This is a genomic window from Ensifer sp. GW823-FHT05D09, from assembly GCF_058795755.1.
On the sequence record NZ_JBXAIA010000010.1, the window covers coordinates 1 to 23,782 of the forward strand.

General features: G+C 62.7%; 26 protein-coding genes and 1 pseudogene. 17 read left to right on the forward strand and 10 right to left on the reverse strand.

Annotated elements, in window-relative coordinates; all coding sequences use genetic code 11:
* Nucleotides 1-196, forward strand: a pseudogene (locus tag AC1Q80_RS24255) (gfo/Idh/MocA family oxidoreductase); the annotation flags it as partial.
* A 163-nt stretch (nt 197-359) separates the two neighbouring features.
* Nucleotides 360-1,727, forward strand: a complete 1,368-nt coding sequence (locus AC1Q80_RS24260; protein WP_492362096.1) for a GH1 family beta-glucosidase — start codon at nt 360-362, stop codon at nt 1,725-1,727.
* A 44-nt stretch (nt 1,728-1,771) separates the two neighbouring features.
* On the opposite strand, the gene AC1Q80_RS24265 is transcribed toward AC1Q80_RS24260, so the two are convergent.
* The gene (locus AC1Q80_RS24265; protein WP_492362097.1) at nt 1,772-2,662 is read right to left on the reverse strand and encodes an NAD-dependent epimerase/dehydratase family protein; all 891 of its coding nucleotides are present in this window, start codon (nt 2,660-2,662) and stop codon (nt 1,772-1,774) included.
* 240 nt (nt 2,663-2,902) lie between these two features.
* Between AC1Q80_RS24265 and AC1Q80_RS24270 the strand changes: the two genes are divergently transcribed.
* The 5 genes from AC1Q80_RS24270 to AC1Q80_RS24290 all read left to right on the forward strand — a co-directional run bounded on the left by AC1Q80_RS24270 (nt 2,903) and on the right by AC1Q80_RS24290 (nt 6,980).
* Entirely contained in the window at nt 2,903-3,535 is a 633-nt protein-coding gene (locus tag AC1Q80_RS24270) for a TerC family protein (protein WP_173423722.1), read from the forward strand.
* A gap of 379 nt (nt 3,536-3,914) precedes the next feature.
* Nucleotides 3,915-4,997: a methionine ABC transporter ATP-binding protein gene (locus tag AC1Q80_RS24275; RefSeq protein WP_492362098.1), complete on the forward strand. Its 1,083-nt coding sequence runs from the start codon at nt 3,915-3,917 to the stop codon at nt 4,995-4,997.
* Nucleotides 4,987-5,652, forward strand: coding sequence for a methionine ABC transporter permease (locus tag AC1Q80_RS24280; protein WP_115419179.1), 666 nt, complete (start codon nt 4,987-4,989; stop codon nt 5,650-5,652). Before AC1Q80_RS24275 ends, AC1Q80_RS24280 begins: the two co-directional genes overlap by 11 nt.
* 38 nt (nt 5,653-5,690) lie before the next feature.
* Nucleotides 5,691-6,467, forward strand: coding sequence for a MetQ/NlpA family ABC transporter substrate-binding protein (locus AC1Q80_RS24285; RefSeq protein ID WP_173423720.1), 777 nt, complete (start codon nt 5,691-5,693; stop codon nt 6,465-6,467).
* Nucleotides 6,468-6,581: 114 nt separating this feature from the next.
* Nucleotides 6,582-6,980, forward strand: coding sequence for a GFA family protein (locus AC1Q80_RS24290; protein WP_492362099.1), 399 nt, complete (start codon nt 6,582-6,584; stop codon nt 6,978-6,980).
* A gap of 210 nt (nt 6,981-7,190) precedes the next feature.
* On the opposite strand, the gene trhO is transcribed toward AC1Q80_RS24290, so the two are convergent.
* From trhO to AC1Q80_RS24305, 3 genes are all read right to left on the reverse strand, one after another.
* Nucleotides 7,191-8,135: an oxygen-dependent tRNA uridine(34) hydroxylase TrhO gene (gene trhO / locus AC1Q80_RS24295; RefSeq protein WP_492362100.1), complete on the reverse strand. Its 945-nt coding sequence runs from the start codon at nt 8,133-8,135 to the stop codon at nt 7,191-7,193.
* A 77-nt stretch (nt 8,136-8,212) separates the two neighbouring features.
* Nucleotides 8,213-9,121 (reverse strand): CHAD domain-containing protein, encoded by a 909-nt coding sequence (locus tag AC1Q80_RS24300; RefSeq protein WP_492362101.1) that lies wholly within the window; start codon nt 9,119-9,121, stop codon nt 8,213-8,215.
* Complete coding sequence (locus tag AC1Q80_RS24305) at nt 9,118-9,591, reverse strand: CYTH domain-containing protein (RefSeq protein WP_492362102.1); 474 nt, start codon at nt 9,589-9,591, stop codon at nt 9,118-9,120. The genes AC1Q80_RS24300 and AC1Q80_RS24305 overlap by 4 nt, the downstream gene beginning before the upstream one ends.
* A 201-nt stretch (nt 9,592-9,792) precedes the next feature.
* Between AC1Q80_RS24305 and AC1Q80_RS24310 the strand changes: the two genes are divergently transcribed.
* The 4 genes from AC1Q80_RS24310 (at nt 9,793) to AC1Q80_RS24325 (ending at nt 12,398) form a co-directional block, all read left to right on the forward strand.
* On the forward strand, nt 9,793-10,431 hold the full coding sequence (locus tag AC1Q80_RS24310; protein WP_209791501.1) for a 2-dehydro-3-deoxy-phosphogluconate aldolase: 639 nt from the start codon (nt 9,793-9,795) through the stop codon (nt 10,429-10,431).
* A gap of 185 nt (nt 10,432-10,616) precedes the next feature.
* Nucleotides 10,617-11,324: a tellurite resistance TerB family protein gene (locus AC1Q80_RS24315; protein ID WP_173423714.1), complete on the forward strand. Its 708-nt coding sequence runs from the start codon at nt 10,617-10,619 to the stop codon at nt 11,322-11,324.
* A 145-nt stretch (nt 11,325-11,469) separates the two neighbouring features.
* Nucleotides 11,470-12,159: a GNAT family N-acetyltransferase gene (locus AC1Q80_RS24320; RefSeq protein WP_492362103.1), complete on the forward strand. Its 690-nt coding sequence runs from the start codon at nt 11,470-11,472 to the stop codon at nt 12,157-12,159.
* A gap of 2 nt (nt 12,160-12,161) precedes the next feature.
* On the forward strand, nt 12,162-12,398 hold the full coding sequence (locus tag AC1Q80_RS24325; RefSeq protein ID WP_173423712.1) for a hypothetical protein: 237 nt from the start codon (nt 12,162-12,164) through the stop codon (nt 12,396-12,398).
* A 127-nt stretch (nt 12,399-12,525) separates the two neighbouring features.
* Here the strand turns inward: AC1Q80_RS24325 and AC1Q80_RS24330 are convergent, their stop codons facing one another.
* From AC1Q80_RS24330 to AC1Q80_RS24340, 3 genes are all read right to left on the reverse strand, one after another.
* Nucleotides 12,526-13,584: a nickel/cobalt transporter gene (locus AC1Q80_RS24330; protein WP_209791504.1), complete on the reverse strand. Its 1,059-nt coding sequence runs from the start codon at nt 13,582-13,584 to the stop codon at nt 12,526-12,528.
* Nucleotides 13,578-14,222: a DUF1007 family protein gene (locus AC1Q80_RS24335; RefSeq protein WP_173423710.1), complete on the reverse strand. Its 645-nt coding sequence runs from the start codon at nt 14,220-14,222 to the stop codon at nt 13,578-13,580. Before AC1Q80_RS24335 ends, AC1Q80_RS24330 begins: the two co-directional genes overlap by 7 nt.
* A 106-nt stretch (nt 14,223-14,328) precedes the next feature.
* Nucleotides 14,329-15,222, reverse strand: coding sequence for a LysR family transcriptional regulator (locus AC1Q80_RS24340; protein ID WP_173423709.1), 894 nt, complete (start codon nt 15,220-15,222; stop codon nt 14,329-14,331).
* Nucleotides 15,223-15,925: 703 nt separating this feature from the next.
* On the opposite strand from AC1Q80_RS24340, the gene odc2 reads away from it, so the two are divergent.
* From odc2 to AC1Q80_RS24355, 3 genes are all read left to right on the forward strand, one after another.
* Complete coding sequence (odc2, locus tag AC1Q80_RS24345; RefSeq protein WP_209791505.1) at nt 15,926-17,059, forward strand: ornithine/lysine decarboxylase; 1,134 nt, start codon at nt 15,926-15,928, stop codon at nt 17,057-17,059.
* A gap of 88 nt (nt 17,060-17,147) precedes the next feature.
* Nucleotides 17,148-17,738, forward strand: coding sequence for a GNAT family N-acetyltransferase (locus AC1Q80_RS24350; protein WP_173423707.1), 591 nt, complete (start codon nt 17,148-17,150; stop codon nt 17,736-17,738).
* Between the two features lie 192 nt (nt 17,739-17,930).
* Nucleotides 17,931-18,557, forward strand: a complete 627-nt coding sequence (locus AC1Q80_RS24355; RefSeq protein ID WP_492362104.1) for a LysE family translocator — start codon at nt 17,931-17,933, stop codon at nt 18,555-18,557.
* Here AC1Q80_RS24355 and AC1Q80_RS24360 read toward each other — a convergent pair.
* Genes AC1Q80_RS24360 through AC1Q80_RS24370 form a run of 3 tightly spaced genes read right to left on the reverse strand, consistent with a single transcriptional unit; the run spans nt 18,554 to nt 20,212 of the window.
* Nucleotides 18,554-18,979 (reverse strand): VOC family protein, encoded by a 426-nt coding sequence (locus AC1Q80_RS24360; RefSeq protein WP_492362105.1) that lies wholly within the window; start codon nt 18,977-18,979, stop codon nt 18,554-18,556. The two genes, AC1Q80_RS24355 and AC1Q80_RS24360, sit on opposite strands and share 4 nt — an antisense overlap.
* 29 nt (nt 18,980-19,008) lie before the next feature.
* Nucleotides 19,009-19,581, reverse strand: coding sequence for a hypothetical protein (locus AC1Q80_RS24365; RefSeq protein WP_492362106.1), 573 nt, complete (start codon nt 19,579-19,581; stop codon nt 19,009-19,011).
* Nucleotide 19,582: 1 nt separating this feature from the next.
* The gene (locus AC1Q80_RS24370) at nt 19,583-20,212 is read right to left on the reverse strand and encodes a LysE family translocator (RefSeq protein WP_209791510.1); all 630 of its coding nucleotides are present in this window, start codon (nt 20,210-20,212) and stop codon (nt 19,583-19,585) included.
* A gap of 263 nt (nt 20,213-20,475) precedes the next feature.
* On the opposite strand from AC1Q80_RS24370, the gene AC1Q80_RS24375 reads away from it, so the two are divergent.
* The 3 genes from AC1Q80_RS24375 (at nt 20,476) to AC1Q80_RS24385 (ending at nt 23,556) form a co-directional block, all read left to right on the forward strand.
* A complete protein-coding gene (locus AC1Q80_RS24375; RefSeq protein WP_492362221.1) occupies nt 20,476-20,919 on the forward strand; it encodes a glyoxalase superfamily protein in 444 nt (147 codons plus the stop codon).
* 319 nt (nt 20,920-21,238) lie between these two features.
* Complete coding sequence (locus AC1Q80_RS24380) at nt 21,239-22,372, forward strand: multicopper oxidase domain-containing protein (RefSeq protein ID WP_492362107.1); 1,134 nt, start codon at nt 21,239-21,241, stop codon at nt 22,370-22,372.
* Nucleotides 22,369-23,556: a ZIP family metal transporter gene (locus tag AC1Q80_RS24385; protein WP_492362108.1), complete on the forward strand. Its 1,188-nt coding sequence runs from the start codon at nt 22,369-22,371 to the stop codon at nt 23,554-23,556. Before AC1Q80_RS24380 ends, AC1Q80_RS24385 begins: the two co-directional genes overlap by 4 nt.
* The last annotated feature ends 226 nt before the right edge of the window (nt 23,557-23,782 follow it).

Here is a 23,782-nt window from a genome sequence, read left to right on the forward strand (position 1 = left end):
ACATCCCGAAGGCTATCTTGAGGGTTTTGCCAACATCTACAGCGAGGCGGCGCGGGCGATCTTCGCCAAGCGCAAAGGCGAGGCCATCGACCCCGCCGTCACCTATCCGACCATCGACGATGGCATGAAGGGCATGGCCTTCGTCGACGCCTGCGTCCAGTCGTCAAAACGAAACGGGGCGTGGGTAAAGGTGTAACCGGAAAGCTTGCCGACAGGGCAAGTGCGGGGGATGCCCCGCCCTTTCTCGCGAGTTGACATTTGCCGGTGTCGCTTTAGGCCGACCCGCAAGAAAAACGAAAATACACCAAGTGAGCGGCCGCCCGCCGGAGGCGGGCCGCTGCAAAGGACGAGACAGGCTGATGATCGAAGCAAAGACCCTTGCCCGGCGTTTCCCGGGCGATTTCGTGTTCGGGGTGGCGACGGCCTCCTTCCAGATCGAGGGCGCCACCAAGATGGACGGGCGCAAACCATCGATCTGGGACGCTTTTTCCAACATGCCGGGCCGGGTCTTCGGCCGGCACAACGGCGACATCGCCTGCGATCATTACAACAGGCTCGATGAGGATCTCGATCTGATCAAGAGCCTCGGCGTCGAGGCCTACCGGTTTTCGATCGCCTGGCCGCGCATCATTCCCGAGGGCACGGGTCCAATCAACGAGAAGGGCCTCGACTTTTACGACCGGCTCGTCGACGGCCTGAAAGCGCGCAATATCAAGGCCTTTGCGACGCTCTATCACTGGGACCTGCCGCTGGCGCTGATGGGCGACGGCGGCTGGACGGCGCGCAGCACGGCCTATGCCTTCCAGCGCTACGCCAAGACCGTCATTGCCCGTCTCGGCGACCGGCTAGATGCGGTTGCGACCTTCAACGAGCCCTGGTGCTCGGTCTGGCTCAGCCATCTCTATGGCATTCACGCGCCGGGCGAGCGCAACATGGATGCCGCCCTGCACGCGCTGCATTTCACCAATCTGGCCCATGGCCTGGGTGTCGATGCCATCCGCTCGGAGCGGCCGAACCTGCCGGCCGGCATCGTCATCAATGCCCATTCGGTCTATCCCGGCAGCGATAGCGATGCCGACAAGGCAGCTGCCGAGCGCGCCTTCGATTTCCACAACGGCGTGTTCTTCGGGCCTATCTTCAAAGGTGCGTATCCCGAGAGCTTCATGAGTGCGCTCGGCGACCGCATGCCCGAGATCGAGGACGGAGACATGGAAACGATCTCGCGCCCGCTCGACTGGTGGGGCCTCAACTACTACACGCCGATGCGGGTCAGCGACGATCCGACGCCAGGCGTCGAGTACCCTGCGACGGTCAATGCCAAGCCGGTCAGCGACGTGAAGACCGATATCGGCTGGGAGGTCTATGCGCCGGCGCTCGGCCAGCTCGTCGAGACGCTCAACGCCCGCTACGACCTACCCGATTGCTACATCACCGAGAATGGCGCCTGCTACAACATGGGCGTGGAAGACGGTGCGGTCGATGACCAGCCGCGGCTCGACTACATCGCCGAGCACCTGTCGGTGACGGCAGACCTGATCGCCAAGGGTTATCCTATGCGCGGTTACTTCGCCTGGAGCCTGATGGACAATTTCGAGTGGGCCGAAGGCTACAGGATGCGCTTCGGCATCGTGCATGTGGACTACGAAACGCAGGTGCGCACGATCAAGAAGAGCGGTCACTGGTACAAGACACTGGCCGAGGAATTTCCCGGCGGCAATCACATCTAGGGATCAGGGCCTTGCGCGCCCTACGAAGCGCGCAAGGCGACCTATTAATCGAGGCGTCGCGAAACCGCCTTGCGCACCGGCAGCACTTCGAGGCTACCGCGATCGAGCTGGGCGAGCACTTCCTTGAAGCCGAAACGCGGCTTCCATTCGAGCGCGCCGATGGCGGCACTCGGGTCGTAGATCCGGTCGATCGCGGTGGGCAGCGGCCAGCCGCGTTCGGCAAAGGCCTGGGAAAACTTGCTTGCCCGCTCGCGCAGAACGGCATCCGCATCGCCCGCCAGATGCCGGCAATCCGTCGGTAGGAAGGCCGGCTCGCCCGAAATGATGAAGCGCTGGAAGGCGGGGCCGTCATTGTCGAGCGCGGCTGCATGGGCGTCGGCCACATCGCGGACGTCGATGCCGCGGTGCAGCCGATAGGCGGCCATGCGGTCGGCCTGTTCCGGAAAACACCTGGACATGCGCAGGACGCGGACGTGCAGCCCCCGGTCGGCGGCATTTTCAAGCAATGCTTCGGCAGCAAGCTTGGTATGGTGGTAGATCGTGTGCGGTTGCGGCGCCGTTTCCTCGGTGATCCAGGCGCAGGCATTCGCCTTGACCGCATGGCCGTAAAGCGCCGTCGTGCTGGTGAAGACGATGCGGCCGACGCCGGCGGCTTGCGCTGCGGCAATGACCAGATGGGTGCCCATCACATTGACCCGCTCGAACTCCGCGTCGGGGATCGTATCGACGTGCGGCGCATGCAGTGCTGCCGTGTGAATGACGGCATCGGCGCCTTGCATGGCGCGCTCGAGCAGGACGCCATCGACAAAGTCGCCGGTAATGTCAGTGGTCGCGAAAGGGGCACGATCGATGCCGACCACGTCATGGTGAGGCGCCAGCGCATTGTAAATTGCCCGGCCGACGCGTCCCGAACTTCCGGTCAAAACGATGCGCATCCGAATTCCTGTCCTTCTTGTCTGTCTTGCCGTGTTTCGTAGCAGAGAACGGCGGCCAGTAAACCGTGGTGGCGTGGTATTCCCTTCACGGCGTGAAACCATCAACGACTGCGTGAGGCCATCATTCCGGTGCGTAGTCCGAAGCTATCCGCCTCAGCCCCTTGATCCGCCAACTGCCGTTGTTCTATGCGTTAGCGATAGCGAATAGGCGTGCGGGGCACGCCTGGGGGACCATCGTTCATGGAAATCTTTACTTCTGCCGGGCTGCTGGCGCTTCTGCAGGTCATCGTCATCGACCTGGTTCTGGCCGGCGACAACGCTGTGGTCATCGGCCTTGCGGCCGCCGGCCTGCCGGCCGAGCAGCGCCGCAAGGCGATCCTGGTCGGTATTCTGGCTGCCACGGTGCTGCGTATCGCGCTTGCCAGCGTTACCGTGCAGCTTCTCGACATCATCGGACTGCTCTTGGCCGGCGGGCTCCTGCTCCTCTGGGTCTGCTGGAAGATGTGGCGTGAGATCCGCGCCGGTGGAGCGGAGGATTTCGAAGGCGAGGGCGCCAATTCGGCGCCGCGAAAGACCTTCCTTCAGGCCGCCATCCAGATCGTCATTGCCGACGTGTCGATGTCGCTCGACAACGTGCTGGCAGTTGCCGGTGCTGCGCGCGAGCATCCGACGATCCTCGTCTTCGGTCTCATCCTGTCGATCGCGCTGATGGGCATCGCCGCCAGTTTCATCGCCCGGTTGCTCAACCGCTATCACTGGATCGCCTATGTCGGTCTCGCCATCATCCTTTATGTGGCGCTCAACATGATCTATCGCGGCTCGCTCGAAGTCTGGCCGCATCTGGAGCCGGTTGCCCACGCCATCGGCGTCTGACCGCCCACGACACGTCGCCTGCATCGGCCCGCTTGTCGGGCCGATGCCCGCCCGTCCACGGGGAGATCCGTCCACGAAAGAGCGGTTTTTTCCGCAAACGCCGTGCAAGGCGGAAAAACATACCTGTAAACACCAATCTCAATTGTCCATAAGCGCCGTGGATTATGTCGCATGTCCTTCCTGCGGCAACGACATTGAACTCACCGGTTGGCTAATGCTAGAGAAGTGCTCCCTGTTGCGAATGCGTTGTCGAATGTCGGCCTGACAAGACGCGCCTTCCATCCCGCGCCATGAGCCCGGGATCTTCAAGTTTCGAGCATCCGAGAGCACCTATGTACCCGTCCATAACGATAACGCCTCTTTCGGGGGTATCCGAACGATGAGCGTTTCCGCCTATACAGTCCCGGCGCCGGGCGATGCGGCCGTCATCTTCGACGGCGTATCGAAGCATTTCCCAGCCTCCGGCAAGAGCGACGGCTTTACCGCACTCGACAACGTCTCGCTTTCGGTCGGCCGCGGCTCGATCACTGGCATCATCGGCCGCTCCGGCGCCGGCAAGTCGACGCTGATCCGGCTGGTCAACGGCCTGGAAAAGCCGACGGGTGGCAAGGTTCTGGTCGATGGCGTCGATGTCGGCGCGCTCGACGAAGCTGGCCTGCGCGAATTGCGCCGTTCGGTCGGCATGATCTTCCAGCATTTCAACCTTCTCTCGTCGCGCACCGTGTTCGGCAATGTGGCACTGCCGCTCGAAATCGCCGGCATGGCCAAGCCCGCCATCGAGAAGCGCGTGCGGCCGCTGCTTGATCTCGTCGGGCTGGCGGACAAGCATGGACGCTACCCGGCCGAGCTGTCCGGCGGCCAGAAGCAGCGGATCGGCATCGCCCGGGCGCTCGCGACCGAGCCGAAGCTCCTGCTTTCGGACGAAGCGACATCGGCGCTCGATCCCGAGACGACGCAGTCGATCCTCGAACTCCTGAAGCGCATCAATGCCGATCTCGGCTTGACGGTGCTGCTCATCACCCACGAGATGGAAGTGGTGAAGGCCGTCACCTCCGACGTTGCCGTGATCGATCACGGCCGCATCGTCGAACGCGGCCACACCTTCGATGTCTTCACCCATCCGAAGCACGAGACGACGCGGGCGATGCTTTCAGGCCTGCCGGGCTCGAAGCTGCCCGACGCCGTATCGCGGGCGCTGAAGCCGCAGGCGGCTGCCGGTGACCGCGCCGTCGTGCGCCTGACCTTCTTCGGGGCGGCGGCAGAACGACCGCTGATTTCGCAGCTGATCAAGTCGGTTGGCGCCGAGGTCAACATCATTGCCGGCACGATCGACGAGATCGGCGGCCGGCCCTACGGCTCGCTGGTCGTCGCCTATGGTGCCGATGCGGAAACCGCAGGCCGCGCCGAACGCTTCTTCACCGAAAACGGTCTGGTTACGGAGGTGCTCGGCTATGTCGCCTGATATCCTGCTGAAGATCTGGGGCGCCACGCTCGACACGCTCTACATGGTGGCGGCCGCCGGCCTGATCGGCTCGTTGATCGGCGGGCCGATCGGCATCTTCCTCGCAACCAGCGGCAAGGGCGAGCTTTTCCCGGCGCCGATGACCAACCGCATCGTCGGGCTGATCGTCAATGCCGCGCGCTCGACGCCGTTCATCATCCTGGTCGTTGCCATCATTCCTTTCACGCGGCTCCTCACCGGCACGTCGATCGGCACCAAGGCGGCGATCGTGCCGCTGACGATCGCCACCATTCCCTTCGTTGCGCGCCTCGTCGAGGCGGCGATCCGGGAGATCGACAAGGGGCTGATCGAGGCGGCCCGCGCCATGGGCGCGACGCCGATGCAGATCGTCTTCAAGGTGCTGCTCGCCGAAGCGCGGCCGGCGCTGACGATGGCTCTGACCATGACTGCCGTCAGCCTCATCGGCTACTCCGCCATGGTTGGTGCTGTCGGGGGCGGTGGGCTCGGCGACCTCGGCATCCGCTATGGCTACCAGCGTTTCATGCCCGACGTGATGCTCGTCGTCGTCATCGTGCTGATCGTGCTGGTGCAGCTGGTGCAGAGCGCTGGCGACGGACTGGCGCGCCGTTTCGACAGGCGCAGCCGCAAGAACTGATTTCCCAGGACATTCAAGTCACAACCAAGGAGATACCCATGAAGAAGCTCATCATTGCTGCGGCAATCGCAGCGCTTTCCGCCGGTGCGGCGTTCGCCGAAACCATCAAGGTCGGCGTCACTCCGGGCGAACATGCCCAGATCATGGAAAAGGTGAAGGAAGTCGCGGCACCCAAGGGCCTCGACATCGAGATCCTCGAATTCTCCGACTACGTCGTCCCGAACCAGGCGCTTGCCGACGGCGACCTCAACGCCAACTCGTTCCAGCACCAGCCTTACCTCGACAACCAGATCGCTGATCGCGGCTTCGACATCGTCAGCGTCGGCACCACTATCACCACGCCGATGGGTGTCTATTCGAGCAAGGTGAAGAGCCTCGACGAGCTGAAGGACGGCGCGACGATCGGTATCCCGAACGACCCGACCAACGGTGGCCGCGCGCTGCTCGTGCTCGCTTCCAAGGGCCTGATCAAGGTCAAGCCGGAAGTCGGCCTGAAGGTGACCCCGTCCGACATCACGGAAAACCCGAAGAACATCACGTTTGCCGAACTGGACGCAGCCCAGCTGCCGCGCTCGCTCGCCGACGTCGACGCGGCCGTGATCAACACCAACTACGCGCTCGAGGCCGACCTTCACCCGAAGGAAGACGCCATCGCCATCGAAGGCGAAAAGTCGCCCTATGCCAACGTCATTGCCGTGCGCACTGCCGACAAGGACGCGCCTTGGGTGAAGACGCTGGTTGAAGCCTACCACGACGAATCCGTCCGGACCTTCATCAACGACACCTTCAAGGGCGCGCTGATCCCGAGCTGGTAATTTCTGGCGCGTAAAACCGAATATCGAACCGCGCGCCGCATCCCGGCGCGCGGTTTTCTTTTGAATGCGGGTCGCTGCGCGCTATGTTTGCTGCAATCTCGGGAGGAGGCAGGCATGAAAGGTGGATGTCTCTGCGGTGCCATCCGGTATGAGACCAGGCGTGCGCCGTCCTATTCCGGGTTTTGCCACTGCCGCGATTGCCAGCGGGTCACCGGTACCGGTCACTGCTGCTACATGATCTTCGATCGCTCGGACGTGGCGATATCGGGCACGTGTCGTGCTTACGAGAAGCGTGCCGAAAACGGCAATCTGACGATCCGTTACTTCTGCGAGACCTGCGGCAGCCAGCTCTTCGGCTCCGGCCCGCCTGATGATTGCCGCTGGTCAATCTATGCCGGCACGCTCGACGATCCCTCTGAATTCACACCGACGGAAGCAATCTTTATTCGCAGCCGGCCCGAATGGGATCGCGCGGCGATGGTGCTTGAGGAGTGCGAGGCGCTGCCGGGCTAGAGAAGCGGCGCCGAGATTTGCCCCTCACGCTAACCCTCTCCCCGCAAGCGGGGCGAGGGAACGTGGACTGGCCCGCGGGCTTGCCGGACGTGGTGAGCTGGATGTGAACGGGGGCTCTTTGGAGTTGGGGCGGTGCGGCACAAATCCCTTCGCCCCGCCTGCGGGGAGAAGGTGCCGGTAGGCGGATGAGGGGCATTTTCTGCGAAAAGATCAGCTTCCGAGGTGTTTTTCGCCGCGTTTTTTCGCAAGCGTGATCTGGCGCTGCCGTTGGCGATACCGCTCGCGGTCCTCGTCGGTGCGCACTTCATGACAATGAATGCAGGATACACCGTCCTCGTGATGCGGCGAGGCGAGGTCGGCAGGGGTCAGCGGCTGCCGGCAGGCGTGGCAGAGCGTGTGCTCGCCCTCTTCAAGCCCGTGCGTGACCGACACGCGGTCGTCGAAGACGAAGCAGGCGCCTTCCCAGAGGCTTTCTTCCTGCGGCACCTCTTCGAGATACTTCAGGATGCCGCCCTTGAGATGGAAGACTTCGTCGAAGCCCTGTTCCTTCATGAAGGCCGTGGCCTTCTCGCAGCGGATGCCGCCGGTGCAATACATGGCGATCTTCGGCTTGTTGTGCAGGCCGGTGTTGTTGCGCACCCAGTCGGGGAACTCGCGGAAAGTCTTAGTCTGCGGGTCGACGGCACCTTTGAAGATGCCGATCGCTGTCTCGTAATCGTTGCGTGTGTCGATGACGATCGTTTCCGGATCGGAGATCAGTGCATTCCAGTCCTTCGCGTCGACATAGGTGCCGACGATCTTGTTGGGGTCGATGTTATCGACGCCCATGGTGACGATTTCCTTCTTCAGCCGCACCTTCATGCGCAGGAACGGCATCGCCGAGGCACGGCTTTCCTTGTGTTCCAGGCCCGTGAATTCGGGCTGGGAGCGCAGATAGGACAACACCGCCGTGATGCCGGCATCGGTGCCGGCGATCGTGCCGTTGATGCCTTCATGGGCGAGAAGCAGGGTTCCCTTGACGCCGTTCTCGTCGCAGACGGCTTGCAGCGGCTCGCGGAATTCGGCGAAACGCGGGAACGCGACGAAATGATAGAGCGCTGCGACCATGAACTGGCCATGCGTCTCCGGGCGCGGGGTCGTTGAAATGTCGGTCATGGGCCGTGCAAATACAGCTTTCGCGCGGCAAGTGCAATCCGGACCTCCCGCGCAGGGCCATCTGTCGCGGCTCGGGACTAGCGGCTGGCCTCAAGCCAGAGCAGCCGGAGGGTCCGGCTCTCGTCATCAGGCGCGTCGAGGAAGACGTTTCTTGCGCGGTCGAGCGCTTCCAAGCGCAGGGTCTCCTGCCGCGCGATGACGGCGGAGATCAGATAGGCCTGATCCTGGCTGTTGCCGGCGAGACACGGATTCTCGTTGACGACGGAGGTCATGACGTCGAGGTCGTTGAGGTGGCCGAGGACATCGACCAGCGCCTTTGCATCCAGGCGTTTTGCCTCCATCGCCGAGGGCCACGCGTCACGCATCAGGGCCAGGTGCATGCGGTAATCCTGCGCCCGCTTGCGTAACTCGTGGAAGGCGGCCGCCTCGGTGCTGGCCCCACACGCTTCGCGAGCGCGGGCTGCGCGCTTCAGCGTGCGGCGCCAGCCCTTCGCCAGCCGGTCCGCCGTCTTACCGCGACGGTCGTCGAAGGTGACATGGGCGAGCGCTGCCATCGCCTGCTCGCAATTGACGATGGTGGCCGCGATCCTGTCGTCGAGATCGGTTTCGCTGGCCGCAATCCGGTCGCGCCGCTCAAGCAGTCGCGAACAGACGTGGTCGAGAGCCTTCTCTTCGTCGTCGCTGCGGGCACTTTCATGCAGATAGCGGGCATTCTCGACGAGTGCTGCTGCGTCCCGGACGGTGGAGAGATTGCGCGCCATGTCGCGGATGCGGGCATTCTCCTGCCTTTGAAACAGCGGTGCGTCGGCGGCAACGAGCCGGTAGAGCGCGCGTATGCGTTTGAAACATTTGCGGGCGCCGTGGATCGCCTCGTGCACACCATCAGGGCGAAGCCGAAGGAGTTCGATCGCCTGCTCGAATTGTTCGGCACCCACCCGCTTGAAGTCGTCGGTGAAGGCCCGTGTCGGTCGGAAGGCGTAGCTCATGTCTGTTCTTCCACGAGTCCGTCAGTGGCAAGCGACTGGTTGGAATAGCGGCGGTCCCCGGTGATCTCACGGCCGAGCCATTCGGGAAGTGCCGGCAGATCCGTTTCCCGCTTCATCTCGACCTCGGCAACGACCAGCCCTTTCAGCGCGCCTTCATAGACGTCGACCTCCCAGGTGAAGCCCTTGTGCGGCACGCGGAAGCGCCGCTTCTCGATGACGACGCCGACCGCCTGTGTCAGCATCTCCTGCGCGTCGTCCATCGACACGTCATACTCGTATTCGTTACGCACCAGCGCCGACTTGCCGATCTTGATCGTCAGCCGTGCCCATTTGTTGCCGTGGATCCGAACACGCACGGAGCGGTCGTCCATGGTCACGACATAGGCTTGCCTGAGCTGCGTGCCCTTGTCCGCTTGCTCCTGCCATCCGTCGGAGGCCACCAGGAACTTGCGCTCTATCTCCTTCGCCATGGGTATCCCGCATTTCGAGAGGGTCGATGGTCATCAAACTATCGTTTTACGGGAAAGGCTCAAGTATCTCTTTGTTGTCGAAGTTATTTTATTATTTACTCATATACGATCGGTGGCCGCGCTCTTCCTTCGGTCTCGACAAGCGGCGGCAGGCGGAGTATGCGGGGACGCATATTCAATCGTTTTAAAAGGACGATCTGCATGAGTGTGAAAACCGACAAGCTTCTTTCCATCCTCAAACTTCAGCCGGTCGTGCCGGTTCTGGTGATCGACGACGTGGCGACCGCCGTGCCGCTGGCGCGCGCACTTGTCGCAGGTGGGCTGAGAGCGATCGAGATCACCTTGCGCACGCCGGCAGCCCTTGAGGCGATCAGCGCCGTTGCCAACGAGGTCGAGGGTGCGGTGGCCGGCGCCGGTACCATCCTCAATGCTGCCCAGTTCGAAGCGGCGATCGAAGCGGGTTCGCAGTTCATCGTCAGCCCCGGCACGACGCAGGAGCTGATCGACGTTGCCAAGGACCACGACGCCCCGCTGTTGCCGGGCGCTGCGACCGCCAGCGAAGTCATGGGCCTGCGCGAAGAGGGCTATGAGGTCATGAAGTTCTTCCCGGCCGAACAGGCCGGCGGTGCCGCCTATCTCAAGTCGCTGTCGTCGCCGCTTGCCGGCACCTTCTTCTGCCCGACCGGCGGCATTTCGCTGTCGAACGCGCGCGACTACCTGTCGCTGCCGAATGTCATCTGCGTCGGCGGTTCGTGGGTGGCGCCGAAGGATCTGGTCGCCAAGGGCGATTGGGCCGGCATCACCAAGCTTGCTGCCGAAGCCTTTGCGCTCAAGGGCTGAGACCCGTTCTATCACCTGAAGAGTTTTAAGGCCGAGCCAAGCGCTCGGCCTTTTTCGTGTGCAACGCGAATTTGTATTTTCACTGCAACGTTCCTATGTCTCAATCGATTTGACGGGACGGGTGCAGGCGGCGCCCTGTTTCGCACGTGTTTCAACCGCCTGGAACCGACAAGGAGCGAGACCCCATGTTCGACGCGAAGAAATTGCTGGACCAGTTTCTGGGATCGCAGGTGCCGGGAGCCGGTGGATCGGTGCGTGACCGCGCCGGCCAGGTAACGCAACTCGCCAAGGACAACCCGCTGGCAACCGGTGCCATCGCCGCCGTCCTGCTCGGAACCAAGTCTGGCCGGCAGCTGACCGGCAATGCGGCCGTTCTCGGCGGGCTCGCCGCCATCGCCGGCCTCGGCTACCAGGCCTACAAGAACTACCAGTCCGGCAATGCTCCGGTCACCGATCCGGCCGCCCAGAGGCAGCCTGAACTCTTGCCGCCGCCGACCGATTCCGGATTTGCCGCAGAGCCGGAAAAAATCAGCCACGATTTCGCGCTTGTTCTCGTGCGCGCCATGATCGCCGCCTCGCGCGCGGACGGCCATATCGACGAGGTCGAGCGCCGCCACATCATGGACAAGCTGTCGGTGTCCGGCCTGTCGGCGGATGCATCGGCGTTCCTCGAGGGCGAGCTTGCCAATCCTGTTGATATCGACGCCATCGTCAGCGCTGCGAAGACCGAAGAAGAGCGCGTTGAGGTCTATACCGCCTCGCGCCTGACGATCGAGCCGGAGAGCCGCGCCGAGCGGGGCTATCTCGATCTGCTCGCCGGTCGCCTCGGCCTTCCCGATGCGCTCGTCGACCATATCGAGGCGACGGTGTCATCGGCCAAGGTACCGGCCTGATCATTTCGCTCATGGATTGATCACCAGTTTGAATTTGTGTCGGCCGCTTCTCTGCCCTATGCCGAAGACGATAGCGACGCGCGTCTTACCGGACCCGCAAAGGTCGCTATAGCGCTTTGAATTGCTGCAGCAGGAGAGGTGGCCGATGCGTGATCTGAGCAACTGGAAGGGATGTCCGGCGCCGAAAGCGGTAGCGATCGAAGGTCGATACGTCAGGCTTGAGCCCTATGACCGTGCGACGCACAGGCAGGACCTGTGGGACGGGCTCGGCGGTATGGGCATCAATCCGCTGCTCAAGTATTTCGCGCAGGCCGATTTCGGCGGCATCGACGATTTCGACGCCTGGCTGACCACCGCCCAGGAAAAGGGCGGTTGGGTCACGGAAGTGTTTCGTGACAAGGCGAACGGCAAGGTCGTCGGCATGGCGAACTACATGCGCGCCGATCCGGCAAACGGCGTCGTCGAGGTCGGGTCCGTTGCGCATGGCGCGGCGATGGCCCGCTCGCCACTGTCGACCGAGGTGCATTACCTCATGGCCAAGCACATCTTCGAGGATCTCGGCTATCGCCGCTACGAGTGGAAATGCAACAGCGAGAACCAGCCAAGCCGGACGACCGCACTGCGCCTCGGCTTCAGTTTCGAAGGCATTTTCCGCCAACATATGATATCCAAGGGCGGCAACCGCGATACGGCCTGGTACTCGATGATCGACAGCGAATGGCCGCTGCTCAATGCCGCATTCGAAAACTGGCTGTCGCCTGATAATTTCGATGCCGATGGTCGTCAGAAGCGGCGACTGGAAGATATTCGCGCGAACCTCGCGCCAAAGGAGTGAGCGTGAACGCGCCCGAGAAGACCAGAGAAAACCAGGCCCCCAAGGAAAAGTCGCCGGCGATCGCCGCGGCAGTCATTCTGGCCGTCGTCGGCATCGGCTTTTTCGTGCTGCCGTCGATCATGCTGAGGCTCGGCGATATCTCGGTGTGGCTCGCCGGCGCCTTCGGCGTCGTCTTCGTTCTCGGCTTCTTCCTGATTTTCTGGCTGCGCGCGCGCCATCAGCGCAAGCGCGGCCTCTAGAGCGTTTCCGATTTAGACGGAAACACAGAAACGCTCTATGTCTTTGTTTTTGCGCATTTCCTTACGGAAAACCGCGCCGCACTTTTCCTGGAAATGCTTTAATCCAACGCGGGACGCCGTAAGAGTGTCAGCTCTGCAGCGCGGCGCCCAGCAGGACCAATCCCAAGATAATCACGAGCAGGGCGCCTGATATCTCGATGCCGTTCGAGATGCGGGCGGCCGATGCGGCGCTTGATGCGTAGCGCACGGCAAAACCCTTTGCCGTGACAGCCAGCGTCGCCAGGATCGACACGGTGATCGCCGTGCCGATCGACATGGCGAAGACCGACAGGATGCCGCCGAGATAAAGGCCGTTGAGAAGCGCGAAGGACAGGACGATCAGTGCGCCTGAGCACGGCCTAAGGCCGACGGCGACGATCGCCGACCAGGCCTCGCTCACGGCGAAGCGATCGCCCCTCAGCATCGACGGATCAGGCGCATGCGCATGGCCGCAGCTTGAGCAGACCTCGCCGACGCCATGGCTGTGGCCGTGATCATGCCCATGATCGTGGCGATGGTGAGCATGATCGTGATGATCATGGTGATGACCGTGCTCGAGATGAACATGGCCGCCGCCCGCCGTTGCCATCAGAGCCGACGGGCGCATCATCGAGCGCAGCTTGCGAAACAGGAGCCAGCCGCCGAAGGCGGCGATCAGCGCATAGCTGGCGATTTCCAGGGAGCGCGTGGCGTCGGTCATGCTGATCGAGGATCCGCGCAGAACCAGATAGACGGCGCCGACGAGCAGGATGGCGACGACACCCTGCAGGATCGACGACATGAAGGAGAGCAGTACGCCGCGTTTCAGCTCGGTCTCGTTGGCGATCATGTAGGAGGAGATGACCGCCTTGCCGTGGCCGGGGCCGGCGGCATGGAAGACGCCATAGGCGAAGGAAAGGCCGATCAGCGACCAGAGCTGCCAGGGGTTGTCGCGCATGCCCTTCAGCGCGCCGGTGAGTGTGCGATAGAACCCTTGCTGCTCGGCGTTTACCCAGGCGAAGAAACCGCCGAGGAAGCCGGTGGTCTGGAAGGATGGTTCGGCCGTGCCGATGCCGAGCGGCGACTGCGCCGCTGCAAGGCCGGTCGTGAGGGCGGTTAGCACGAGCGTGGCGACAATCAGGCCGCCGATCCTGCGGGTGTTCAGCATGTGATCTCGATCCTGGTTGCAAAGAGCTTCGACATGTCGGTGCCGGTCGGATCGCTCCAGAAGGCATCGGTCAACGTATCCTTGTTTTCAGCAAGGACTTCGTCAGGATCAGGGCGGACCACCTTGTGCTCGCAGGCTGAGATCTTGTCGCCGACCACGGTCAGGTCGTCGTCGGTCGGGAAGTCCATGGCCGTATACATGGTCGGGTCGTAGACGCCGAAGGAGAGCTTGCCCTTAAGCGGCATCGGCTCGGCCGGCTTGACCGCGAAGATCATCAGCAACTGGCCGTCCTTGTAATCGACGGTGATGTGCTCGGGCTTGCTGACCTTGATGGATTTGCCGTTTTCGAGCGCTGTTGTGTAATAGTTGTACTCTGCCAGCGATTCCAGCACTGTCTGGCCGACTTCCGCCAGCTCGTCCGGGTCGAGCGTCGCGTTCGAGTTCTTGTCGAAATCCAGCACGACACTGGCGGAAAACAGCTCGTCGAAACGCCAGACGTTCCTGAGCTCGCTCACTTCACCCTTGTCGTCGGAGGCCACTTCGAGCCGCGCCTCGGCGAAGATGTGCGGGTGAGCTGAGACCAGGGTCGGCGCAAGCAGGGTGGCAAGGCCGGCCATGACGAGGCGCTTAATTCTCATGAAACGGCAATCCTTCTGGTCGGGCCTTCTGGTCGGAGGCATGTTGGCGCCTCCGATTCGGTCCCGCAATGTACTGGAAATGGGACGGATTTGGGACCTTGCCGCCTCAACGCGGCTTGCGGAACCAGGTGTGGAGGTAGTCGACCAGCGTGCGCACCTTGGCCGGCAGGTAGCGGCGATGCGGATAGATCGCGTAGATGCCGCGGTCGCGCGGCAGGAAATCGTCAAAGAGCGTGACAAGCTCGCCAGTGGCGACCTTGGGGCGGGCGATGAAGTCGGGAACCAGCGCCACGCCGATGCCGGAGACGGCGGCGCGTACGGAGGCAAGCGGACTGTTGACCTCGATCGGGCCGCTGACGGGCACGGTGAAGGAGGAGCCATCCGGCTCGACGAAACGCCAGTTCGAATAGGACCTGCCATTGGTGTCGAGAATGCAGGGGACTTTGGAAAGGTCGGTCGGATGGGCGATCGGCCCAATCTTCTCGAGGAAATCCGGGGCGGCACAGATCAGCACCTGGAAATCGTCGAGCTTGCGGGCGATCAGCGTCGAATCTTCGAGCCGGGTGATGCGGATGGCAACATCGAAGCCTTCTTCGACGAGGTCGACGAATCGGTCGTCTGAAATGATTTCCAGCGACAGCTCCGGATGCTGCTTGCCGAAATCGATGAGCGACTGGCCGATCTCGGCGTCGACGAAGGTGCGTGGCGCGGTGATCCTGAGCCGGCCCTTAAGGTCGGAATTGTTGGCGCGCACGAGATCGGCGAGATTGTCGATCTCCTTCAGGATTTCCGACGCCGTGCGATAGTAGGTATGGCCGGCTTCCGTCAGCGAGAATTGCCGTGTGGTGCGATTGAGCAGAAGCGCGCCGAGTTCGTCCTCGAGTTCACGCACGTATTTTGAGAGCAGCGCCTTCGACCGGCCGACGCGCCTGGCCGCGGCCGAAAATCCTTCGGCGTCCACGACATCGATGAAGGCGCGGATGCGGGTGAGCGTGTCCATGGCAGGTCTTCCCTCGTCTTCCTGGTCGCGGGATTCGATTCGCCGCGATGGCTTCTTTCACGTTTCTTTGTTCGGCAGCTGTCTTTGTGGCCGATTTCGTCCGCTGTCCGGATTTCGGTGATCGGATAGGCGAGGCGTCGAAATAAATCCAGTTCTTTCAATCGCTTGCAACGGTCATGACGTCAGCTTTGATTGTTCAGTAAACGTGAACACTGTGAGTGTTACCGGTCTCGAAAAAAATTCAACAGCGGTGATGAAAAAACTCTTGATTACGACAAGGTTTTTTCTTACCTACGCCCTTGCCCAAAGTCGCACGTGCCTGTGGGTGTCCGCCGACCCTCGATTAGGTGAGGGTATCGGTAAGGTACCTGGAACTAACCCCTCCAGTCGCTATTCCGGCCAACCGGGAAATGCGAGGACATCTTGAAGCAACGACGGTGCGGGCCTTTCTGGTGTCTGCCGGCTCTCCAACAGCCGGGGTTACTGAAGAGGCACACCTTCATTGCCGGAAGTGCGGTTGGGTTATCCCCTCCAATCCATGGCAGACAAAGCCGAATTGAAGCCTAGGCGGGCTTCGGTTCACCGTTCGCGCATCGAGCGCATGCTTGGTTCCGGGGTCTCCACCGGCTGGTTCCAGAGCATTCGCGCGTATGCCCTTTGTCCTCCGCGCAAGCGGAGCATTTTGGATCAGGGGAATAAGGCCATGACCACGGCTCGCATCATCGACTTCATCAACACCCGACGACCCGAAGGCCCGTGCCTCGTTGTCGATCTCGACGTCGTGCGCAACAATTTCAAGGCTTTCCGCCACGCGATGCCGGACAGCTCGATCTACTATGCGGTCAAGGCAAACCCGGCGCCGGAAATCCTGCGCCTGCTCGCCGGCATGGGCTCCTCCTTCGATTGCGCGTCCGTCGCCGAAATCGAAATGGCGCTCGACGCCGGTGCGACCGCGAGCCGCATTTCCTACGGCAACACCATCAAGAAGGAGCGCGACATTGCCCGCGCCCACGCTCTCGGTGTGTCGCTCTTTGCTGTCGACAGCCATGAGGAAGTCGAGAAGGTTGCCCGCGCAGCCCCCGGCGCCCGCGTGTTCTGCCGCGTGCTCACCGATGGCGAAGGCGCCGAATGGCCGCTTTCGCGCAAGTTCGGCTGCGTTCCGCAGATGGCCGTCGACGTGCTCGTCTACGCCCATCAGCATGGGCTCGTATCCTACGGCGTCTCGTTCCATGTCGGTTCGCAGATGACGAAGCTCGACGCCTGGGATGCAGCACTCTCGGATGCCAAGCGCGTCTTCGTGCAGCTGGCCAAGCAGGGCATCGAGCTCAAGATGGTCAACATGGGCGGTGGCTTCCCGACGAAGTACCTCAAGGACGTGCCGACCGCTGAAGCCTATGGCCAGGCGATCTTCGGCGCGCTGAAGAAGCATTTCGGCAACCACATCCCGGAAACGATCATCGAGCCGGGCCGCGGCATGGTCGGAAATGCCGGCGTGATCAAGGCCGAAGTCGTTCTCGTGTCGAAGAAGTCGGACAACGACGCGCACCGTTGGGTGTTCCTCGACATCGGCAAGTTCGGCGGTCTCGCCGAAACCATGGACGAGGCGATCCGCTACCCGATCCGCACGGCGCGTGACGGCGACGAGATGGAGCCTTGCGTGCTGGCCGGCCCGACCTGCGATTCGGCCGACGTGCTCTACGAGAAGAACATGTATCCGCTGCCGATCACGCTCTCGATCGGCGACGAGGTTCTGATCGAAGGCACCGGCGCCTACACGACGACCTACTCGGCCGTCGCCTTCAACGGTTTCGAGCCGTTGAAGTCCTACGTGATCTGATCCGGCTGCTCCCGTCTTCGGGCGGGAGCGCCATTTCACAATTTCTTCCAGATGCCGCCTGAAGCGGTTTTGATGACGGGAGGCCCGGATGGCCGCTGTTGTTGATGCCCTGCGCGCGTTTTTCGCGCCGTCCACATTCGTGATCGATAGCGAAAACCCGGGTGACGTCGTTGCCCGCGAAAACCTGCTCGACCGGGCAATGGGCCCGGAACGGCGCCGCAAGTCGTCGGAAAAGCTGCGCAACGGCCGCGTGCCGGCCGAAGGCCTCGCCTTCGTCGCCCGCGATCTCGATGGCCACGTCATCGCGACCGTTCGGTTGTGGAATGTCGAGGCAGGCGTCAACCGTGAAGGCCACAGCATTCCGGCGCTTTTGCTCGGCCCGCTGGCGGTCGATCCGGCCCATGAGGGCAAGGGCATCGGCGGCATGCTGATGCGGGCGGCGATCGAAGAGGCAAAGAGCCGCGGCCACGGCGCGATCCTGCTCGTCGGTGACGCCGCCTATTACGAGCGTTTCGGCTTTTTCGCAGCCGGGGCACAACATCTGGTCATGCCCGGCCCCTTCGAGCGCAGCCGCTTCCTGGCGCTCGATCTCCGCGATGGCTGGCTAGAGGGTGCTGCTGGCCTGATCGTCGCCAGCGGCCGCAAGCTGGCGCTGCCGCGGGTCAAGCGCGCCGCCTGACGCCTTTCCGCCTCCAACCCTGCGGAGGCGGATTTTTCGCTGCTCCCTCATCTGTCTCATGCGAGGGATGGGGGAGCAGTGTATCGCCAGCCGGTGTCGGCGCTACAGACCCATGCTGCCGCTTGACACGGCGCCGTACCTCCTCTCCTCTCGCAGGCTTGGATCTTGGCGCATCGGAGTGAACGCTCTCGCATGGACTTGCTGTCGCTCGGGGCTGCGGCTCTCATTCCCTTCACGCTGACCTGCTTCATCATCGAGCTGACGCCGGGGCCGAACATGGTCTATCTCGCGGTGGTCTCCGCGTCTGAAGGGCGCAAGCCCGGCATGGCGACCGTTGCCGGCATCGCGCTGGGCCTTGCTATTGTCGGAGCGGCTGCCTCCTTCGGCGTCGCCGAGTTCGTCGCCCGCTCGGATGCGCTCTATGGTGTGTTGCGATGGGCGGGCGTCGGCTTTCTGCTTTATCTCGCCTACGACGCTTGGCGTGACGGAACGGCTGCGGCAGAGCCGACCGGCAAGACGCCGGCCTTCTATTTCCGCCGCGGCCTGTTCACCAATCTCCTCAATCCCAAGGCTGCGCTTTTCTTCGTCACGGTGTTGCCGAGCTTCATCGTCCCAGATCGACCGCTGCTGGCGCAGAACCTTACGCTCTCGACGATCTATGTCGGGGTCGCCACCGTAGTGCATATGACGATCGTGTTGCTGGCGAGTACGCTCGAGCCGGTGCTCAACTCACCATCGCGCGAGCGTATGGTGCGGCGTGGGTTGGCGTTGTTGCTGGCCGCGGTCGCGATCTGGTTCGCTTGGACGACGCGCCGTTAAGGCTGTCGCTTCGATTGCGTCCGTGCGGCAGGTGCGCCTGCGTCGTAGCAGACAAAGGCAAGCTTGTTTCCATCGGGGTCGCGCACATAGGCGGCGTAGAAGCCGTCGCCATATTGCGGGCGAAAGCCCGGCTCGCCCTCGACACTTCCGCCCTGTTCCATCGCCGTTGCAAACAGCCGGTCGATGATCTCGGCGCTTGGTGCGAGGAACGCAGTCATCGCACCATTGCCGACGCCGGCTGCGTTGCCGTCGAAGGGATAACCGGTGAAGAAGCGCGGGGCGCGGTCATCATCTCTGCGTCCCCAGGATGCCACCTGCGCGTCGCACCAGCAGCGCTCCTGACCGATCAGCGCCATCAGCGGATCGTAGAACCTTTCGGCTCGCTTGAGATCGGTCGTTCCGACCATCGTGTATCCGATCATATCGTCTCCATGGTCTTGCTCGGCATCGCTCAAGCCTCATCAAGGAAGAACCGGCCGCGGGGTGACAGCCGGTAGCCGACCGTCAGGCTCTCCGTCAGCCCCAGTTCCTTCAGCTTGCGGATGCGCACCTTGAGTTTGAGTTTATCCATGCCGACCTGTTTGGAGATCTCGGCGGCGGTGATGCCATCACGCGAAGCGATCAGGCGGAGCGTCGGCTCGGTCCATGACTGGTCGGCCGTTTCGTCGAAGCGGGCGAGCCTGTCGGCGATCGCCGCCCGGTCGACTTTTGTAAGCGTCGCATCATCGCGCAAGGACAGGCGTGGATCATCGCCCGCTCGGTGGAAGGCAATGCGGTAGAGGGTGCCGTCGGGGCGGGCGTCAAGCTCTGCAAGCAGTGCCTCGCGTGTCGTAAACCCGGCCCGGTGCGCGTCCTCAACGCTGATGTCTTCGGTGCCGGTGACGTCGACCGCGTCGATCGACAGCACGCCGGACGCCGTGCGTAGACGGCCGCCGGCCTTGACAGTCGGCTTCGTCCAGCGCCTGAAGGCCAGGGTCACCGCGCCTTCGGCAATCTGGTTGAGGATGGCCTTGCGGAACAGCATGTCAGTTGGCGGCGCGGCGATAGACTGCAAGCGAGCCGGCAAGGGCGAGCAAGGCTCCACCGCAGATCCGTTCGAGCCAGACGGCTCCAGAGTGCTTCAGAAAACGAGCCGCCTGAGAGCCGATGAGGGCGTAGCCGAGCATGACGGCGAAATCGACTGCGGCGAAGACCACGGCGAGCGCGGCATATTGCGGTGCTTGCGGCAAACCGAGATCGACGAACTGCGGCAGGAAGGCCGAGAAGAACAGATAGCCCTTCGGGTTGGTGACGGCGACCAGGAAGCTCTTCAGAAAGATGGCGGTGGTGGTGACGTCCGCACCGTCGTGTTTGCCGGCAACGTCAATCGTCCCCTTCGACCGTAACAGCATCACACCGAGGAAAGCCAGATAGGCGGCGCCGAGCCATTTGACGACGGTAAACCAGAATTCGGAGGCTGCCAGCAGGGCGCCGAGACCCAGCGCCACTGCGCCAATCAACACGAAATCCGAGAGCACGGCGCCGACCATGCCCGCAAGCGCGCGCTTGATGCCGTAGCGCGAACCGTTGGTCAAGGCGAGCAGGACCGTCGGGCCGGGCGTGGCGATACCGATGAAAGCGACAAAGGCAAATGCGAGAATGGTGATTTCACTCATGAGATCCTCCCGGCGTTGCATTGCATTTCCGGCAAGTCGTCCCATACCTTGAGTTCCCGTGCAACATGAGGCGGGGCGGCATTTGACAGCCTGGGGCGCTTCCCCTATGGAGGGGGCAGGGTGAGGGCCCCTGCCGTCCGCGAGCGTCATGCTTTGGTGAAGCCTTCCTTTCAGACACGGTCAGCCGAAACGGCATGCGAACCGGTGGCAATGCGGGCTCCCATCTCTTGAAAATGCATGCCGCAGCAGGAGACCCTGTCATGATGCGCGGATCAAACACGTTGCCATCGCTCGATGCCCTCAAGGACCAGGCCAAACGCCTGCGATCACGGCTATCCAGCGAAGGCGAGGAAATCAGCCACTCGCGTTCCCTTGAACTGATCGCTGCCCAACACGGTTATCGCGATTGGAATACTCTTCACGCCGCCGTCGGCAACCGACCGCCGTTCAATCCGTGGATGCTCGGTTCGCGGGTGAAAGGCCTTTATCTCGGCCAACCCTTTGAAGGCGAGATCCTCTCGGTGCAGGCGCTGACGGCACAGCCCGGGCGCTACCGTTTGACGATGAAGTTCGACGAACCTGTCGACGTCGTCACTTTCGAGAGCTTCTCTGCCTTTCGCCAGCGGGTAACCGCGACGGTCGACGAGACCGGGCGCACGATCGAGAAGACGTCGAACGGCCGGCCGCAATTGGAACTCGAATGGTGAGTGGCGGTTGCTGTGGTTGCGACCCGACCATTGTCGTTTCCGCCTGCCTGGCATTCGTCGTTCAGCCAACATCCCCGAAGCCGTACGCTTCGGGGATTTAACGGTCCTCGCATCTCATCCTTCCACGATACCTTGCGGGCGCCAGTCCGCTAATCGTCCCCGCCCGCACCTTCATTAATTGCGAATGAGTTGCATTTGCATTATCAATGTAGTTGCGAACGGTTCGCAATTGGGTGGGCCGGTCAATTCGGGCTTTGTGGCATCGCCTCTGCAAATCGGAGCGGACACGTGGCGCTGTATCGGGCGAGGGATGACATTCATGGACAATCCGGTGAAACAGGACCTGCTCGGGCGGCGCAGCCTTCTGATGGGCGGGCTGGCGGCGGCCGGTGGCACGGCGATCTGCGCCGGCGCTGCCTTGGCGCAGCAGGCGACCTATGGCGGCGGCCACCAGATGGCGGCGCAGACGTCGGGGGCTATGGCGGCACCCATGCCGGCAATGGGACACGGCGCCATGATGACGATCGGCGACGTCGACAGCAGCGTCAACGGTTTCGATCCGACAGACATGCTGACCGACTGGGACACCGGCACCGTCTCGGTGCTGCCGGACGGGCGCACGCTCAGGACCTTCGAGATAACCGCGCAGGACCGCGATATCGAGATCGCGCCCGGCATCACCTTTCCAGCCTGGACCTATAATGGCCGTGTGCCCGGGCCGGCGCTTCGGGCCAAGGAGGGCGAGCGCCTGCGCATCGTCTTTCGCAACTACGCGTCGCATCCGCATTCGATCCATTTTCACGGCATTCACGCGGCGCGAATGGACGGTGTGCCGGGCGCGGGCATGGTCGATCCCGGCGACGAGTTCGTCTACGAATTCGATGCCAAGCCCTTCGGCTGCCATCTCTACCATTGCCACGCGATGCCGTTGCGCCGGCACCTCCACAAGGGCATGTACGGTGCCTTCGTCATCGATCCGGACCCCGAGCGCCACCCGGACCACGTGGACGTCGCCCGATCGCGACTACTTGGCACGGCGGAGAACGCCGGCTGGCAGGAACTGGTGATGGTGATGAACGCCTTCGACACCAACTTCGATGCCGAGAACGAATTCTATGCGGTCAACACCGTCGCCCACGCCTTCATGAAGCGGCCGATCCGGATCGTGAAGGGCAAGCCGGTGCGCATCTATCTCGTCAATGTCATCGAGTTCGATCCGATCAACTCGTTCCACCTGCACGCCAACTTCTTCGACTACTACGACCAGGGGACGACGCTGACGCCGACGCTGAAAACCGTCGATCTCATCACCCAATGCCAGGCGCAGCGCGGCATTCTGGAGTTCACCTTCGCCGAGCACGAACCCGGCCTCTACATGTTCCATCCGCACCAGACCGAGTTTACCGAGTTGGGGTGGGTTGGCATGTTCGATGTCGTGGAGGCGCTGGCATGAACGAGACCTTGCCGAGAGCCGCGATCCGCGCGGCAAAAACCAACCTGGTGTGGTTGGCGCTGCCGCTCATCGCCTTTGGTATTGCCGTTGCCTGGATCCTGTCGACCGATCCGCTGTCGGGCTTTCGCAACGGGGCGCCGCCGGTCGAAAACCTCACCTTCGAGCGCACCGTGCTCGATGACAGCGGCCTGCGCCTGCTGGTTCGTGCCGGGGGATCGGAACCGATGACGGTGGCGCAGGTCCAGGTGGACGACGCCTACTGGCAGTTCACCCAGGATCCGCCGGGTCCGATCCCCCGCGGCAAGACAGCCTGGCTGAACTTACCCTTCCCATGGATGCTCGGCGAGGCGCATGCGCTGAAAGTGTTGACCAATACCGGCGCCACCTTCACGCACGACATCGCCGTCGCGGTGCCGACGCCGCAGGCGACGGCGGGTCAATTGCGGCTGCAAGCACTCGTCGGCATCATCGTCGGCATAGTGCCTGTTGCCGTCGGCCTGATGTTCTATCCCGTGCTGCGCGGCGTCGGCGCATCGGGAATGGCGTTTCTGTTGTCCTTGACGATCGGCCTGCTCGCCTTCCTGCTGGTCGACGCAAGCGCCGAAGCCCTGGAGCTGGCGTCGGAGGCTGCAGCCATTTTCCAGGGGCCAGTCATGGTGGTACTTGCGGGCGTCGGCAGCTTCCTCGTGTTGATGGCGATCGGCCGACGCGGCGGGGTGCCGACGGGGCTCGCGCTTGCCACTTACATTGCGCTCGGAATCGGATTGCACAATCTTGGCGAGGGGCTGGCGATCGGGGCCGCCTTTGCCGCCGGATCGGCGGGACTAGGCACCTTTCTGGTGGCCGGCTTCGCCCTGCATAACGTGACTGAAGGCATCGGCATCGCAGCGCCGATCCTGAAGCAGCGGCCGTCACTGTGGGCTTTCGTCGGCCTGACATTGCTCGCCGGCGGGCCGGCGGTGCTGGGCATGTGGCTCGGCAGCCTGGCGACGTCGGCGCAATGGTCGGCGCTGGCATTGGCGATCGGGGCGGGCGCGATCTTGCAGGTGATCGTCGAGGTTGGCGCCTATCTGATGCGCCAGAGCGGAAAGCGGACCGAGGTCTTCCTGACGCCGCCGGTCATGAGCGGCCTCGCTGCCGGCGTTGCCTTCATGTACGTGACAGCGGCGCTGGTGAAGATTTGATCGTTTTATTCGGGGTTTGCGATCGACGATGCAGCCCCTCATCCGGCTGCCGCCACCTTCTCCCCGCAAGCGGGGAGAAGGGACTTGTGGCGAGGTTTCGCCCGGCCAGATATTTCGGCATTCTTTGATGGAGCGTATGCTACGTCCCCTCGCCCCGCTGGCGGGGAGAGGTTAGGGTGAGGGGCAAACAGCTGTCTCACCATTCAAGACAGGCGCGGTCCAGGCG